The following is a 16,124-nucleotide window of genomic DNA, read 5'->3' as shown; positions in this document are numbered from 1 at the left end:
GATTTTCCTTAATCTGAAGAATAATAGATAGCGCACGGGGCTCATAGCTCCCAATCCTCTAACAGCAAGCCGTTGACCCTGCTAAATTCGCGGGTATTGTGCGTAATCAAAGTAACATCATTGGCCAATGCGATAGCGGCTATCATGAAATCATTGGCGCCAATAGGCTTGCCTATGGCACTTAACTCGCTGCGAATTTTGCCGTAATACTCGGCGGCTTTATCATCGAACGGCAAGGATAGGAAATGGCCGCAGAAGTTTTCAACCTTGTGCAAGCTGGCTTGTGGGTGCTGGCTTTTCATCGCCCCATAGAGCAGTTCCGCCTTGACCACCGAACATAAGACAAGTTGTTGAGGCTCGCACAATTCCAGCCGGTGTTTCAACTTGTCAGAGCGCTTGTTCAGAAAAACGATGCAGGCATTGCTGTCCAGTAAATACTTCATAGCAGCGCATCAATGTCGTTCAATGCCGGTTGCTCGGGACGTTCTAAAGGATCGCCCGCCAAACAACCATAGGTTTGATCTATAAACGCCAACCAGTTTTGCCGTTCCATGCTTTCCTGGCGCGGCTGAATAATCACCACTAGATCGACATCCTGGTTGGCATATTCAGCAGGTAGCGATAAATGCAGTTGGGCGTTGTTTTCTATATGAGTGGTGAATTGCAGGGTTTTCATGGTTTCACCTCTTAAAAGTTGGGTTTATAAATAGGTCTTGCCAACGTTGGCAAAACCCTTCCGTCGATGCGTTTAACAATCAGCCTGCTCCATGTAAACCCCACTCAACATCCTCTCGAATGAATTGCTCGGTCATGGCTTCACGGTGTGACTCCAGATAGCGGCGCATGGATTCAGCAATCAATTCGTCCATATTGGCGACCCAGCCTTGTTGTACCAGATATTGCGCTTGTTGCAGGAGTTGGTCTGGGATTTGGGTTTGTAGGGTGGTCATGTGTTAGGCCTCGGGGAAGCTGCGGTGGTAGATATGGTGACCGATTTCGATCAAGTATTCTTGAGATTTATAATCAAAATAATTGAATTGATAATTCAAATACTTCTGATCTTGAACTTTGTAAGGATCGATATAAACTCTGCCAAACGACGTTAAAAACCAAAAAACTTGATAAAGCCCTTTTATCAGGAACTGATTGTTTTGGGTTTGTTTTTTCTGAAGTTCATTAAGTAAATCATGGAAATTAATCGCCTCAAAGTTTGTACCATACTTGTCTAACATCGCTGCGTAACTTTGAGTTAATGGTATTTGTCTACTTTTATAGTCTTTACCACATTTTTCATTAAAAACTTCTTGCTCAAGCGGTTGTTCAAATAACTTTAATAAGTAGCGTTCATAGGAAGCAAGCTCAGCCCCCAAATCAAACATGGCCCGCATATTAACCATAAATAAAAATGCAACATCCTGTTCTGATAACTGCTCAAATACCGTGGTGTGTGCAGACCAGTTTCGAGTCATTTTCATGATCCAGGAAAATGCCAGAGAAACTTGGTCTTTATCTAGTTTCCTTGGCTTTACAACTTCATCCCACTCATGAGCTAACGTGCGTACAAACAGTTTATAGGCGGTAGATAATTTTTCTGGTTCGTTCAGTGAGAAAAAGCCACTTAATAGGGCTAAATAGTTTTCAACATCCAGAACTACAGTTTTTTCCTTATCAGCACTATATCTATCAAATCGTAATGGTTTATCTAGTAAATAACGACAGCCTTCAACAATCCCTCTTCTCAAACGTGAATACGCATTTTCATGCCGCTCTTTCACCCAAGCCTGTACATCAGAATCAGATTTTAAATAGATTTTGGGCAAAGCAATTTTTGCGGTTTTGAATGCGTCTTGAATGGTCTTGGTGTTATCACCATGATTTGAACAAAATAAGATGTGCTGTTTTGGAAAACCTAGTTCAACAACCAGTTGCGTGTACAAATAAAACCCGGCGATTTGTTTTAATTCATTGCATGCACTTTTCCTGGCGACCTCATTTTTTTGTTCATCCTCATCAATCTGATAACCTTCAAAATCCTTTAATAACTGTAAAACATGGTCACCCATACCATCAACACCATAAGCAGGCAAATCAATATCTAGAATGATATAGTCGATTTTATCCAAATTGGTTTTTATAAAAGACAAACCATCTTGGAAATTTAATTCGACAAATACACCATGCCGCTTAAATTCTTTTCTGATTACGCGCCGATCATCAGCAAATAAACGCTCATCCAAAACCCCGGAAAACACATTACTTGCCGTAACTTTTGGGTTGTTTTCAAAATCTTCTACCCACAAGAAATAACTCATCGCTTGACTCCCTAGCTGGTAATTAATAATTGGTTGGCGATGCCAAATTCTAAGACAAAATCATCATTGACTTTGGGCTTGGTAAATTGACTGCCACTTTTGCGAGCCAGTGCGGATAAAAAGGTATGGCCTTTGCCACTGCCTTTTAGCTTGCTGCGCTCTTTATCTGTACAGGGGTTGCGGCAACTCAACACTTGATACCCTGTTTGTTCCGTCCATGCCAAAACGACTGCCTGCTGTTCATCCGAAGCATAGTATTTAAAGGCGTTCACCAAAATCTCATTGAGCAATATGGTTAGAAACGACTCAGTGATGCCGTAGTCGCGAAATTGTATCGTGCTCGCATCAAAGCCTTGTAGTTCCAGCTTGAAAAAACGCGGTTCAAGCCATGCCAAGCGCTGTTGGATCGTTGGTGACTGATTCAGCAATTGGGCAAAACTGTGTTCCCATTCGGCCTGAAGTTGTTGTTCCAGTTCAAAATAATCCTCATTCCATTGTTTGTCGCTGATCTCGTTTGGACACAAACCCTGTGCCTTGGCATAGCGCACATAATGCTGCTGAATTTTCTCGCTGGCCGATACCGATAGCAAATGCAGCAAAATCATATCCAGCGTTTTAGTCAGCACATTCATCAAATTGCCATTACCTTGATTATCCTGTACCAAACGCTCCTGCAAATGCTCGGCATCGGTGGCAATTGTGCTGAAAATATCCAGCAAACTCTGCATGGTTTGCGCCGCTTGAATATACAACTTGGGCTGATGTTCATGGTTGGTGTTGTAGAGAATCGCATCCAGCGGACTGCGGAACTTATGGGCGAACATGGCCATGGTTTCTTCCAATTCCCGGTCCTTGGCCTGCAACTCCCGCATTCGATTAATACTTTGTTGACCAACTTCCACCAATTGATCAGCCATCCATTGGTAGTCTGTTTCAATCCTCTCAAGCGAGTTTTCAAATTCGTTGTCATCATCTTCGTCAGTAGGAACATCTATTTCTTGAAGACCCGCGAATTTAATTTCTTGTCCAAAAAATCGATTATCATTGCAACGTTCTAAGTTTTTTTTCAGCCTGTCCTGCATAAATGGCTTGAATTTTTCAATGTCGGTTTTTGCTTGATCTGTGTCGACATACCCCTTTAGAACAATTTTCATCATTGGGCCATAAGCTAGTTGAATGCCGGCATGTAATGCTTTAACGTAATAATCGTATGCCAACGCATATTGCTGTCTTTGAGCGTTAATTTTTCCAAGTATTAGATTGCTTTCCTTAAAGCCAGAATTTTCAGATTGTTTAGCCAGTTTTTCAGCCTCAAAAATATATTCTTGATCCAAATATAGGAATGCCAAAGGATAGTAAGCCTCTTTAAAACCCGACTCTGCTGACTTTTTGAGCCATTCGAAACCTTGGCTCAGATCATGTTGATAATGGGTAATAGGAAATACAATTTCTTCTCCAATCGACAAACCTTCAAGCGCAGCGAGTTGATATTCACTATAACGTTCGTCAATAAAATTCATTTTTTGTTTTATCTCCTCAGGTAAATAAAACCACGCCAACGCAAATTGCGCTTTCGAATTGGTTTCGGCCAGTTGCTGCAAGTGATTCAACTCTTCGGGCATTTTCATGATGGATTTTCTGTTGTTTTCTGAAAGTCTATTTACGTTCTTGGATTGCGCAATCAACGCTCGAAAAACTCGACTTTAACCGGCATATTCAACTGTCTGCCGATTTCCTCCAGCACGTTTTTGGCGGTGTACATATTGACGTGGGTGGTGATGTACCAGCCGTCGCAGCGTCTTTGGTTTTGATAGCCGTTGACCGGGGTTCTGGCTAACAGCGGTACCGAGGTAACCGTTTTATTGAGCTTGGCGACGCGATCCAGACCAAACACTCGCAAGGTTTTCACAAAGGTTTCCTTGATGGTGGCTTCCTCGATCACTTTGCCTGCCAAGGTGACTCTTAACAAGCTGCCTTGTTTGCGGGTGCGATTACCGTCCTTTTTGTAGAATCTGGGCTTTTCTGTTGATCTGGCCGTATATTTGGCATCGCTGTTGTTTACGATGGCTTTGATGTCCATTTCCAACATTTGCAATTGGCGGCAAGCATCCGTGATGTTCCCCACTTGCGCAAAATCTCCCAGTAAAAGAGCATCAGCGCCGGCCATTTTAAGGTCGTCTGCGGCATTGTTCATCACCGTGAACAATTCGATGAATTTGTGGGCGACCGTTTCTGGCAATCTGTTCATGTTGATGTTCTCCTGACGTTGTTTGGTTTTCAGCGCTGGATTCGTCACGGCGCTGTTTTAATATTCTTAATCAATATAAATGTGTTGCCAGAGCATTTTGCCCTGCTGGCTGAATCTGCTGGTTTTGGTAAACCTGCCGTCTCAACATGGGGCAAAGTATCCAGGAAAATAGATTGCTTGTAATGGGAGAACTGTGGGAGTTTTTACTGCGGCGTTTGCAATAGCGAACTGATTCTAGTGTGCCTATCCAGGGATTTGGACTGGCAGCTTTGTAAATGAAGTTGACGCTGAAAATGTTCTTGTGTGGGGCCGGTTTGGGTCGAGTGTGACAGTTCATTGCTTTCGATAGCTATCGTTAAATACCGGCATCATCGTATCAGCACTGATGAGCTTTTTTCATCGGAACGCGTGATGGTTTTGATTCGGAATGGCTGGCTGATTGGGGGGGGGGAATATGCGGGGTATTGCGCTGGAATGTGCTGGCCGGGTTATCGAGCCAAAAAATTACCGCGAAAGCGCGAATAAAAAAAACCTCAATGACATGTTTTTTGATTGGCAGGGGCTAGACCGGTGAATAGCGATTTGACGCCATACGGTTGCTATTTATACTGAGACGTCATTTAAACATAGGCAGACTCACACAGGTATGCTGGATTACTTTGCTAATTTATCAAAAGGGAAAACAGCCCTTTGGTGTTACCTTATTTGGTATCTCGTCATTGTCTGTTACTACTTCGATGCGGCGCTTCGAATTTGGCTGAACTCGCTAGCTTTAAGCCTTTTTGTGGGTGTTGCTTTGCTATTGAGTGTCTCTACCCAACAGGGTCACCGTAGCGATAAATGGCAGGTTTTTAGGTTGTTTGCCATGCCGTTTTGCGTGTCGAGTTTTTCTGCTTTGATCAAAGGGCAGGGCTTTATTGTCGTGATGCCGCCAAAACAGGTTGAACAAATCGTCTTGGTCGGTTCTTGCTCGGCATTTATTCTGTTTGTTTTTTTGGTCAAAAAAGTCAGAAATCGGCCGACAGCCTGACAAATTATGCGTGGCTATATTGGCGAGACTGTTTGTTGAGGGTAGGGCTGGGTGCATCGCAGGCCGGCCTCTTAACTACCCCTATTGATTCCGACCTGATTAAAGTCTCCTCACCCTAACCCTCTCCGGCAGGAGAGGGAATTGAAGTGCCGAAATTTGACAAGCAAAAGGTGTGCTTGCAAGGGTTAATTCGACGGCTCCAGCAAGTTTTTTAATGAGTGCGGTTTTTTGATTTGGATAAAGCGGTTTTGCACCACAATCAGACCATCATCCTGGAATTTTTTCAGCAAGCGGCTGACGGTTTCCAAGGCCAGACCTAAATGATTGCCGATTTCCTGCCGGGTGAGTGACAGTTTGAACTCGGATGAGGAAAAGCCTCTCCGTTTCAAACGTTCCGACAAACTGATCAGAAAATAGGCCAGACGTTCTTCGGCGGGGCGCTTGCTTAGCACCAGCTGATTTTTATCCACCAACATTTTTTCGCCGGAATGCCGGAATAGCTCCCGGGTCAGGCTGGGCAGGTTTTGAAACAGTTGCTCCATGTTGGCGGCCGGCAGTATGCAGAAGGTCATGGTTTCCAGGGCAATGGCCGCGCAGCCGTGTTTTTCGTCCGACAAACCGTCAAAGCCCAGCAATTCGCCGGGCAGCAGGATATTCAGAATATGCTCGTTGCCGTGGTTATCGTTAGCAACCAGCTTGGCGCTGCCGGATTTGATGGCCAGGATACCTTTAAAGTTATCGCCTTCGCGATAAATGAAATCGCCGCGCTGCAGGGTTTTTCTGGCTTTTACTACTTGGCTGATGTTGTCGATTTCGGTTTGCGACAAGCCGCGTGGCAGGCAAATATTGTCTAAACTGCAATTGATGCAGCTAACTTGGGTTAGGGTCACGTTCTAGTTGTTTGTTGGTTGTTGATAATAGCTGATCAGGCGCTCGACTTCGCTCTTAGAGCCAAAGATTAACGGCACCCGTTGGTGAATATCGTGCGGTTTGATGTCCATAATCCGTTCAACACCCGTGCTGCAAAGGCCTCCGGCTTGCTCGATAATAAAGGCCATGGGGTTGGCTTCGTACATCAGGCGCAGTTTGCCCGGCCTGTCGGGATCGCGTAAGTCGTAGGGGTATAAAAACACGCCGCCGCGATTCAAAATACGGTATACATCAGCCACCAGGGATGCCACCCAGCGCATATTGAAATTTTTGCCGCGCGGGCCTTCCTGGCCGGCGATACATTCGTCGATATAACGTTTCACGGGCGGTTCCCAGAAACGCTGGTTGGACATGTTGATGGCAAATTCGCCGGTTTCCTCGGGGATACGCATATTGTGGTGAGTCAGAATAAACTCGCCGATGTCCTGGTCCAGGGTAAAACCGTTGACACCATTGCCGGTGGTCAATACCAGCATGGTGGAAGGACCGTATGTAACAAAGCCGGCGCAGACCTGTTCGCTGCCTTTGCGCAGAAAATCCTCGGTTTCCGGTTCCACGCCCTCTCGGCAACGCAACACCGAAAAGATGGTGCCGACGGTCAGGTTGATGTCGATATTGGACGAGCCGTCCAATGGGTCGAACAACACCAGATATTTACCTTTGGGATATTGCTTGGGAATTTTGATCGGGTCGTCGATTTCTTCCGAGGCCATGCCGCCCAAATGCCCGCCCCAATCCAGGGCTTTAACCATGATGTCGTTGGTGATGATATCCAGTTTTTTCTGCACCTCTCCCTGTACGTTTTCGGAACCGGCGCTGCCGAGTACGCCAATCAGGGCGCCGCGGTTGACGCGGTGGGAAATCTGTTTACAGGCGGTGACAATGTTGTTCAGCAACAGGGTAAAGGTGCCGGATGCATCCGGCAGGCCGCGTTGTTGCTCGATAATGAATTGGGTCAGGGTGACTTGTTCGGTAGGACTTTTCGGGGTTTGAGTCATGGCGAATTGGTTGAGTTAAAGTGAATCGAAGCGGTCTGTGAACACAACTTCCTGCATAGCTAATTGACCGCCGCGCGGTTGGGCAGGTTGCAGGGCTTTGCCGATGGCGACGAACATGCTGATGACGTGATCAGCAGGCAAACGAATCAACTTGCCGACTGCCGCAAAATCAAAGCCGTCCATCGGGCAGGTGTCATAACCCATGGCTTTGGCGCTCAACATCAAGGTTTGGGCGGCGATGCCGCAGGAGCGCATGGCTTCGTCGCGCTCGACCTGCGGTTTGTGGTGATAATAATCACGAATGGCCGGCAGTAAAAAATCTTGAGCGGCTTGCGGCGCATTGCGCCAGTAGCGCTCCGGTTGTTTTTGCCAGGCCTTCAGATCGGCGCAGAGGATTACCAATAACGACGCGTCGGTGACTTGGGCCTGGTTCCAGGCCACTTGGCGAATTTGCTGGCGTAGCTCGGGGTCGCGGACCAGCACGAAACGCCAATGCTGAATGTTGAAAGCGGTTGGGGATAACATGGCTAACGAGATGAGCGATTCGACTTCTGGTTCGCTCAGACGATGTTCCGGGTCGAATTGCTTGACGGCGCGGCGCAATTGAATGGCAAGTTGGGTGTCCATACACGGTCCTGATCTATAACGTTAAAGGGGTAGTCAGATGTTTTTGCTGGCGTAGGCCAAGGTGTTTAATAAAGGCTATTGATTGAACCGCCGGAACAGCAAATCGTGGCCGGTATTGTAACAAGATTAACGCGCTTAATGCTGACTGCTGCGCCTGTCGGCAGCGCTGCTTAGCTTCGGCGGGACAGCTGTTTGGGGGGAAAGCCAAAATACTTGGTAAATGCCGCGCTAAAATTGCCGGGGTATTGGTAACCCACGGCTTCGGCCGCCATACCGACCGGGTAATGTTGGCTAGTCAATAAACGGTAGGCATTTTCCATTCTGATCTCCAGTAACAGACCGTAGGGCGTGCTGTTGAAATGGCGGTGGAATAACTGTTTAAGTTTGAACGGATTGGTGCCTACCCGTTTGCTGAGTTCGGCCACGCTAGGCGGATTTTTATATTCCGTGCACAAAATGTCTCGGGCCAGCTCGGCGAACCGTTTTTCCTGGGCTGAAAGGCGTGTGGATTGCACTTCAGTAGCGCTGAGTAAACAGCCTAATTCGTTTGCCACAATCGCCATGGTCTGGCCCTGCCGGAATAATGGCTGGGCATTGGCGGGTAGCGAATTTTGCAGCAAGCCGCGCGCTGCTAGTAAGGTGGCGGCCGCACTGGGGCGCTGGCTGACCAGCTGCAGGGCATTTTGTTTAAAGCAGGCCGTAAAAGCGCCCTCGCCGAAATATTGTTCCAGCCAGGCTTGCGTCATTGAAAACCGCAGCTGGGTCACGACCTGATCGCCCTGGTATTGACGGCTGCCTTCACTGGCATTGAACGTGGTAATAGTGCTGTAACCGGATTTGAAGTTGATCAAATTACCTTGCCTGTTCTCAAAACGGGAACCGCCCGATAAACCCAGGGTTAACACCATGCGGGGCGCTTGTGGAGGCATTCGGCTGCAAATGGCGATATGGCGCTTGGGGTTGTAGCGTGTTTCTATGTAGTTTAAATCCGCATCCAGTTTAAACATTTTCGATTGGCAAAAACCAATGCTGTCAGGAAGGGCTTGAATCAGGCCGTTGGGTTCCGAAGCGGCTTGCCATTGAGCGTCAGCAGGGTCGATTCGCCAAAGACTAGAGGAATTGATTTGCATCTTATTACCTTTGCTTGCATTTGCAGGCGATATCTAAGCAATAAACAGTCCCGATTAGGGATAGGCCCGGAATGCGCCATCGCGGCGGGCCATGGCATTAAGCTATGTTATATCGCTTATTTTGTCGCGGATAACGCCTGAAATCCCCAATTTTTCTTCAAATTATCCTTTTGCCATAACAAAGACTCCGTTTGTCATAAAAAGCCGCGGCGGCAATTGCTTATAGTGGTCCGCAATATCGGCTGTCGATGTTAAGCGCCTCGCTAAGCACAATCAAAGCCGAGCGAACGGCTGCCGGCAGGATTGTCGGTAGTGTTGATCACATTGTTAAAACGGAAAAAGTATGCGCGGAAGAAATACCTATCAGTCTCTTGAGATACTGTCTTGGGGCAAGCCTTTATTGGTTTGCCTGTTATCGCTCAATTCGTTGGTGCCGGCCCTGGCGGAGGAAAACCCGGTCGAACTGCAAGGAACTGAAGTGATTGCCAATCCGATTATTGACGAAAACAAACTGGACGCGTTTTCCGATATTTCCGCGGTAGTCAGCGATGAGCAGATCCGCGATCAAAATGCCGTCGATTTGGCCTCGGCTTTACGCCGCACACCGGGCGTGCAGATTTCCCGCTTTAATCCGGTCGGTGCCTTCGGCGGTAATGAAGGCGGCGGGGTGTTTATCCGTGGCATGGGCAATAGCAGGCCGGGCAGCGAAATCAATACCTATATCGACGGTATTCCCTTGCTGATGGGGGTTTGGGGACACCCGTTATTGGATTTTCTGCCCGTAAACGGTATGCAGTCGATTACGGTGTACAAGAGTCCGCAACCTTATTTGAACGGCAATAATTTTGCCTCTATCAATCTGGAAACCAAGCAGGTGGTGCAAGACGGCATACACGGGCACGGACGTTTTTCCGGCGGCTATTTCGGCACCTTCATCGAACAGGCCGATATTACCGGCAAGCAAGGCGATCTGGATTTCTCGTTGGCGCAAGGTTATTCGACCTCTAACGGCCATCGGCATAATGCCGATGGCGAGCTGAAAAATGTGATGGGCAGTGTCGGCTACCGCCTCAATCAAAATTGGAAAATCGGTTCGCATTTTTTGTATGTGAATAGCCAGGCGGGCGATCCCGGTAATATCCAACTGGCCCAGCCGACAGACCCGCGCTACAACACCGAGGCGGGTCTGGTGTCGATGGATTTGTCGCATCAACACGCTAGCGTTCACGGCGATTTGAAGTTGTATATGAACACCGGCAGGGGCGACTGGTTGGCGTATCAGGACCCGGGACGCGGCAATCCTACCGTGGATACCTTGTCGGATTTCGATATGTACGGCCTGCGCTGGAAAGAAACCCTCGCGCCCTGGCGGGGCGGCGAGCTGATCGGTGGGGTGGATAGCGACTGGACTTCCGGCGGCATCAGCGATGTTAACCATAGCGCGCCGGCCAACAGTTTTAGCTACGATACGCCCACCTTTCGTCTGACCTCGCCGTTCGTGGCGCTGAATCAGACTTTTCAGCTTAGTCAAGATTGGGCCTTGGTGCCTTCGGCGGGTGTACGTTATTACGACCATAGCCGGTTCGATTCGGAGTCGTCGCCGCATGCCGGTATTTCCTTGGCGTCGGATCGGGTAACCCTGTTTGCCAATTTCTCGCGCGGCATTCATTTTCCCGGTTTGGAAGTGCCAACCTTGGCGAAATATATCGTCCCGCTCGGCGATACCTGGCGGGATCTGCGTGCCGAAGAGGTGCAGCATGCGGAGTTCGGCGGCAAATTTACCCCTTTCGACGGCACGCAAATCGATTTGAGCTTTTTTAACGATAGGGTGAAAAATCGCTATGTGTTCCGATTTTTTCCCGGCGCCCCGACTTTTCTGAGTCTGGGCGAATACGCCATGCGCGGTTTCGAAGGTTCGTTCAAACAGGACATCATGCAAGACTGGAGCGTGTTTGCCGGGGTGACCTTGCTTGATCCCAGTATCAATAATTTGCCGTATACCCCGGAGCGGATGGTCTCGGTCGGTCTTAACGGCCGGATTGAGAAGGTCAGGCTGAATTTCGACGCGCAATACCAGTCGGAGACTTTCACCCTCAACCGCGACCGCAATGCCAACGATTCAAACACCCAAACCGTCGCCTCGTTTGTGGTGGTGAATGCCAGGGCTGCTTATCCCATCCCGCTATTGGGTAAGCAAGGCGAAGTGTTTATTGCGGCGGAAAACCTGTTGAGCCGCGATTATTCCTATCGCCAAGGCTATCCGATGCCGGGTCGCTGGGGCCAAATCGGTATTTCCGCCAGCTTTTAGGCCGTTTGCGCCGTCGGTTAGGGTATGCGGTATCGATCCTGGGTCGATACCGCATCACGCTTTAAAATTCATTCAGCCTCATGAAACTTACTTTGCGCCTTCTCAATGGTTTGACATGGCTATGCTGTGCCGCTGTACCCTTATCTAGCTATTCGGCGTTCGCCGACAGTTATGTTATCCACGCAGCCAGGGTTTTCGATGGCTACAGTATACGTACCGACGCTGTGGTACTGGTTGCGGATGACAAGATTGTCAAAATCGATAGCCCGGAGGCTTTTACCCATAGAGGCTTCGCTCGAATCGAACTGGGCGATGCCACCGTGTTGCCCGGCTTTATCGAATTACATGCCCACTTGAGTTTTCGGCAGGTGCCGGCCGAAGTTGTGCTTAGGCACGGCATCACCACATTGCGGGATGTTGGCGGGCCGCTACATGCGCCCTATGGCGGTAACGGTAGTCTGCGTGTGATGACTTCTGGCCCCATCATAACCGCGCCTAACGGTTATCCGATTCCCGGCCTGGGCGAACATAACATCGCCATACCGGTAGCAACCGAAACCCAGGCGCGGGAAACCGTGCGCGCCTTAGTCGCCGGCGGTGCCGTGGTAATCAAGGTGGCGTTGGAGCCGGGTGGTGAAGCGGGTGCGCCTTGGTCGAAAACCCATGTCCATGCAGGTCAACACTTGCATACGGAGTCGCAGCATCAGCCGGCATCCACAAGTCAAAACTGGCCATTGTTGTCGTTGTCTATGGTTAAGGCGATCGTCGACGAGGCGCATGCGTTGGGTCGTATAGTCAGCACGCATATCGCCGAAACAACAGGTACGCAAATCGCGCTGGATGCCGGTATCGACGAATGGGCGCATGCGCCGTGCACGGCCCTGCCGGATGCACAGTTGCGGCAAGCCGTCCAGCAGAAAGTCAAGGTTGTCGCTACCATCGATACCTTATCAAAATGTGCGGGTATTTTTAGTAATGTAGAACGTTTGGCCGCCATGGGGGCTGAATTGTATTATGGGGCCGAAATTGCTCATGCCGATATTCCCTGGGGCATCGATGCACAGGAATTACTGTATTTGCGACAAGCGGCGGGTATGACGTCGTTGGAGGTTTTGCAAACAGCAACCGCAAAAGCCGGGGCTTATTTGAATATCCCTTTGCTGGGTACGTTATTGCCGGGCGCGCCCGCCGATCTGATCGCCGTTAGCGGCGACCCCTTGCAATCCTTGAAATTACTGGAATACCCGGACTTGGTGATTTCCGGCGGTAAGATAGTGGTGAATCATTTTACCCAGACGGAACGGTAGTTAAGCAATAAGGGTATGTTGAATCAGCCACGCTTAAACTTTTTCGTTTAACAGGTTTGTGATCAGCGGTTTACTGCCATCGGTTTGCGCGGGTTGACCTTGATGGGCTTCCATAAAGCCGGCGGTTAATCCGTTTTTCTCGAATTGTTGTTTCAGGTAGTCCAGGTGGTCGTTAATTTTATACACCGTGTCGGCGGCTTCGCTCCAGAAGCGAGTATTCACCGAGCCGTCGTAACAGGAGACCTTGCAATGAATGGTGGCCAAGCCGGGGGGGGTGATGGTAATACTCACCGCCCAGTTCTGCTGTTGATTATCGCCGCCGCCGGCCTTGTCCTGTTCTATCTCTATTCTGACGCTATCGGCGTTTTGGTCGTGATAAAAAGGTAGCTCCAGGCTCCAGGCTTGTTTGGGCGATTCCTCTTTCGGCAGCGAGTTGAGTTGATCCAGGGTCAGTTTGGCCAGTGCGCCTTGGGCTTTTTGTAGGCTGTCCTTCAGTAATTCCAGATTTCCCCTGGTTTTATCGTGCGCTTGGCTGGCCAACTCTTGATTCAGCTGCTGAATCAGTTTATTCAATTTCAGTTTGAAGTCGTCCTGCAAGGACAGATCGGATTTACCCGCTAACAATTCAAGCAGTTTGGCTTCCAGAAACAAACCGGATTGATTGACCGCCTGCTTTAATTCGCCAGGGTCGTTCAACTGAGTTTTATTCGGTATGGTGAGCAAAATTTCCCGGGCCAATTGTTTCAGGGTTTCGGCGACGCTGGCATCGGCTTGTAAATGCGGCATGACTTGCTGCAGTTGGTTGAGTAACGGTGCCGGTGAGCTTTGGATAGGCAGTAATTGCTTTAATGCTTCCACAATCGGTTGTTCGTTAGCGGAGCTTGCCGGCGTCAGGGAGAATTTAGGGCTGTTGCCGGCATCAAGTAGCTGTAAGGTAACTTGCATACCGGGTTTCAGTGCGGCTGGATTCAGTTTCGCATCCGGGAGTGAGGTATTCTGGTTGGTTGCCACCAGTTGGCTGGTGTTTAGCGTCAACTGCAAGGGCTGTTGGCCTGGCGCGGCGTTGGCCGGCTGTAACTGCAACGTCAGTTTGTCGCCTGACACGGTGACGACAGTCGCTTGCAGCTGCTGGCCTTGGGACAGCTGATTCGGGTTTTGATTGAGCGGCGGATTGGCGGGGGCCGGGACATTGACCAGTTTTAACAAAGGCATGTTGGGCGTTTGCGGCTGGTCGGGCGTGTCTGGGTTCGGTAACAGCGCCGCGATAATTTTAAACTCCGGGCTGGGCAGCAATTTGACGACTTGCAGTGTTAAGGTTTGGTCGGCTTGTAGCGTGATGGGTAATTGAGCCTGCAAGTTGATGGTTTTATTATTCATTTTGACCGTCAGGGTATCCAGCATGATCTGCGTATCCACCACCTTGGCATCGATAACTTGGTTGATTTTTAAGTTGAGTCCGCCGTCCGCGACTTTATTCAGAGTCGCCTGAATGTTGGCGCTTAGCGGTAGATTGATATCCATGGCAACGCGCTTAAATTGGCGGGTTTAAAGCAGGATGCGGTAACAATATGTTTTGCATAAGAAAGACTCCGTATCGCCTTGCAAGCCGAGGCGGCCATGGATGGTAGCAAACTTATACCATGCCGATCGCTTAAATTAACGCAATTTAAAGTTGTTCGGGTTTTTGGCTTGCGATGACGGGTCGACAAGGTGTTGTACCTTTCCCGCTCAGTTCGCACGTAGCCATCAGGCAATGTACTCGAGCAACGCGTTGCGCGCTTCCGTAATGCGAATGAACTGTTCGTTGCTGCCCCCGGCGTCGGGATGCGCCTTTTGGGCGAGTCGCCGAAAAGCCGCCTTGATCTGGGATGGCTCAAGCCTCCCGTCGATTGGCAGATTGAGTGTCTGACGATGTTGCCGCTCGCCGACAGGCTTGCGGTTGACTTGATGCCGACCCTGGCCGCCGTAAAGGCGCTCAAAATTCTCGTTTATCCGTTGTTTTGTAGCGCGGCGTATTCTCAGGGACTCCCGCCGCAGTTCCACTTGGTCATCTTGCCATCTCTGGCGTGACATGACGATACAGGCGGCGAAGCCGATTCGACCGTGTGTCTTTAGCTCGTCAAGGCTGAAAGGGCCCACCATGTCGAAGGGTTCAGCCAGCCATGCGTTTCTATCGCAGCTGCCGACTTCGACCCGCTCAATCGTCACCGTGGAGACGAGGCCGTGAGCGCCATTCCAGATGACCCATTCTTCCTCATACACGGACCCGTCATCCAAGCGCTGCCTCCCTGGCTTCGCCGTCACATTGACCGCCGGTCCATGCGCTTGCAACAATTGTGGGATGGATTGAAGTAAACACGACAAAAATAGCCCCTTCGAACAGAATATTTAATGAGCAAGCAAATTGCACACCAATAAAATGGCACACCCGGATCGGGCTCTACCCTCTAAGCCCCCATCGAACAGGTAAGCGAGTTAGTTTTAGGGGTAACCATTTGGAAAGCCACGCACTACCTTAACGGCAGAATTTTACCCACTACTTAACTTGCAACTATTCGCTGATTCCCGGCAGACAACGGATTAACTGTTGTCACAGATGCCTGGCATCCGGCACTGCTCAATTGGCGGCGTAGCGTCATACGGAGGGGCAACGCGCGGTCAACAATGTCCGCAACATTAAACTGGCAGGCTTCAACCAACAATTTATAGTGGAACTTGAGCGTATCATCCGCTAAATCAACGATTTTTACCCCGGTTTTGCCCTGTCTTTTAATGGTTACGAAACGGTTTATCTTCGTTGGGTAGACATCAGGAATCCATACCAATAAATTTGGCATGAACTTTGTAAAGTCAATGATTCCAGATAACCAGCGTTAAGCATCATGATGCCCCCTAAAAACCTATTAACCCCCACGCAAATCGAGCATTTATCGGCGTTGCGATACATCAATAACATTGATGAACATATGAGAATCGTGTCCAGCGTTAAGCTACTCGATGACGCTCATCAGCATGACAACACTGTGCTATTGGTACTCGATATTTTTATTGACGACAAACAAATCGACAAGATGAGTTTCAATTTGCACCATTACGCCTATGAAGAGATCATGGAACTCGCACGGCATATTCGTGACAATGAGTATATTTTGCGCGCTGTGGACGCTGCCCTGGCAGGCGATAATGAATAAACCATGAGCTTGCCGCGCGCCTGATCCGCTCAAAAGCGTGGTC

General features: G+C 49.2%; 17 protein-coding genes. 4 read left to right on the top strand and 13 right to left on the bottom strand.

What is annotated here, in order from left to right:
* Positions 1–41: 41 nt before the first annotated feature.
* The 6 genes from M0R33_RS15985 to M0R33_RS15960 all read right to left on the bottom strand — a co-directional run bounded on the left by M0R33_RS15985 (position 42) and on the right by M0R33_RS15960 (position 4,560).
* The gene (locus M0R33_RS15985) at positions 42–443 is read right to left on the bottom strand and encodes a type II toxin-antitoxin system VapC family toxin (RefSeq protein WP_292571384.1); all 402 of its coding nucleotides are present in this window, start codon (positions 441–443) and stop codon (positions 42–44) included.
* Positions 440–676 (bottom strand): hypothetical protein, encoded by a 237-nt coding sequence (locus M0R33_RS15980; protein WP_292571382.1) that lies wholly within the window; start codon positions 674–676, stop codon positions 440–442. The genes M0R33_RS15985 and M0R33_RS15980 overlap by 4 nt, the downstream gene beginning before the upstream one ends.
* 79 nt (positions 677–755) lie before the next feature.
* On the bottom strand, positions 756–950 hold the full coding sequence (locus tag M0R33_RS15975; protein WP_292571380.1) for a CopG family transcriptional regulator: 195 nt from the start codon (positions 948–950) through the stop codon (positions 756–758).
* Between the two features lie 3 nt (positions 951–953).
* Positions 954–2,312 carry a hypothetical protein gene (locus M0R33_RS15970; RefSeq protein ID WP_292571377.1) on the bottom strand — a complete coding sequence of 453 codons (1,359 nt, stop codon included), beginning with the start codon at positions 2,310–2,312 and terminating at the stop codon, positions 954–956.
* An 11-nt stretch (positions 2,313–2,323) separates the two neighbouring features.
* Positions 2,324–3,997 (bottom strand): hypothetical protein, encoded by a 1,674-nt coding sequence (locus tag M0R33_RS15965; RefSeq protein ID WP_292571376.1) that lies wholly within the window; start codon positions 3,995–3,997, stop codon positions 2,324–2,326.
* Positions 3,994–4,560: a hypothetical protein gene (locus tag M0R33_RS15960; RefSeq protein ID WP_292571374.1), complete on the bottom strand. Its 567-nt coding sequence runs from the start codon at positions 4,558–4,560 to the stop codon at positions 3,994–3,996. Before M0R33_RS15960 ends, M0R33_RS15965 begins: the two co-directional genes overlap by 4 nt.
* Before the next feature lie 784 nt (positions 4,561–5,344).
* Here M0R33_RS15960 and M0R33_RS15955 point away from each other — a divergent pair.
* Positions 5,345–5,590: a hypothetical protein gene (locus M0R33_RS15955; protein WP_292571371.1), complete on the top strand. Its 246-nt coding sequence runs from the start codon at positions 5,345–5,347 to the stop codon at positions 5,588–5,590.
* Between the two features lie 185 nt (positions 5,591–5,775).
* Here M0R33_RS15955 and M0R33_RS15950 read toward each other — a convergent pair whose 3' ends face one another.
* The 4 genes from M0R33_RS15950 to M0R33_RS15935 all read right to left on the bottom strand — a co-directional run bounded on the left by M0R33_RS15950 (position 5,776) and on the right by M0R33_RS15935 (position 9,275).
* Positions 5,776–6,480, bottom strand: a complete 705-nt coding sequence (locus M0R33_RS15950) for a helix-turn-helix domain-containing protein (RefSeq protein WP_292571369.1) — start codon at positions 6,478–6,480, stop codon at positions 5,776–5,778.
* A 3-nt stretch (positions 6,481–6,483) separates the two neighbouring features.
* On the bottom strand, positions 6,484–7,518 hold the full coding sequence (locus M0R33_RS15945) for a class 1 fructose-bisphosphatase (RefSeq protein ID WP_292571366.1): 1,035 nt from the start codon (positions 7,516–7,518) through the stop codon (positions 6,484–6,486).
* Between the two features lie 15 nt (positions 7,519–7,533).
* A complete protein-coding gene (locus M0R33_RS15940; RefSeq protein WP_292571363.1) occupies positions 7,534–8,145 on the bottom strand; it encodes a nitroreductase family protein in 612 nt (203 codons plus the stop codon).
* A 170-nt stretch (positions 8,146–8,315) separates the two neighbouring features.
* On the bottom strand, positions 8,316–9,275 hold the full coding sequence (locus tag M0R33_RS15935; RefSeq protein ID WP_292571360.1) for an AraC family transcriptional regulator: 960 nt from the start codon (positions 9,273–9,275) through the stop codon (positions 8,316–8,318).
* A gap of 343 nt (positions 9,276–9,618) precedes the next feature.
* Between M0R33_RS15935 and M0R33_RS15930 the strand changes: the two genes are divergently transcribed.
* Together M0R33_RS15930 and M0R33_RS15925 are read left to right on the top strand one after the other, a co-directional pair.
* On the top strand, positions 9,619–11,583 hold the full coding sequence (locus tag M0R33_RS15930; protein ID WP_292571357.1) for a TonB-dependent receptor plug domain-containing protein: 1,965 nt from the start codon (positions 9,619–9,621) through the stop codon (positions 11,581–11,583).
* Positions 11,584–11,663: 80 nt separating this feature from the next.
* Positions 11,664–12,890, top strand: a complete 1,227-nt coding sequence (locus tag M0R33_RS15925; protein ID WP_292571354.1) for an amidohydrolase family protein — start codon at positions 11,664–11,666, stop codon at positions 12,888–12,890.
* Between the two features lie 33 nt (positions 12,891–12,923).
* Here M0R33_RS15925 and M0R33_RS15920 read toward each other — a convergent pair whose 3' ends face one another.
* The 3 genes from M0R33_RS15920 to M0R33_RS15910 form a co-directional block, all read right to left on the bottom strand.
* Positions 12,924–14,411 carry a flagellar hook-length control protein FliK gene (locus M0R33_RS15920; RefSeq protein WP_292571351.1) on the bottom strand — a complete coding sequence of 496 codons (1,488 nt, stop codon included), beginning with the start codon at positions 14,409–14,411 and terminating at the stop codon, positions 12,924–12,926.
* A gap of 225 nt (positions 14,412–14,636) precedes the next feature.
* Positions 14,637–15,167 (bottom strand): J domain-containing protein, encoded by a 531-nt coding sequence (locus M0R33_RS15915; RefSeq protein ID WP_292571347.1) that lies wholly within the window; start codon positions 15,165–15,167, stop codon positions 14,637–14,639.
* 263 nt (positions 15,168–15,430) lie between these two features.
* Complete coding sequence (locus M0R33_RS15910; RefSeq protein ID WP_292571345.1) at positions 15,431–15,727, bottom strand: hypothetical protein; 297 nt, start codon at positions 15,725–15,727, stop codon at positions 15,431–15,433.
* A gap of 45 nt (positions 15,728–15,772) precedes the next feature.
* Here M0R33_RS15910 and M0R33_RS15905 point away from each other — a divergent pair, with 45 nt between their 5' ends.
* On the top strand, positions 15,773–16,081 hold the full coding sequence (locus tag M0R33_RS15905) for a hypothetical protein (protein ID WP_292571342.1): 309 nt from the start codon (positions 15,773–15,775) through the stop codon (positions 16,079–16,081).
* The last annotated feature ends 43 nt before the right edge of the window (positions 16,082–16,124 follow it).

Origin of the sequence: Methylomonas sp. (genome assembly GCF_023228165.1) — a bacterium.
Classification (GTDB): Bacteria; Pseudomonadota; Gammaproteobacteria; order Methylococcales; family Methylomonadaceae; genus Methylomonas.
This window is presented reverse-complemented; position numbering and strand designations above follow the sequence as displayed.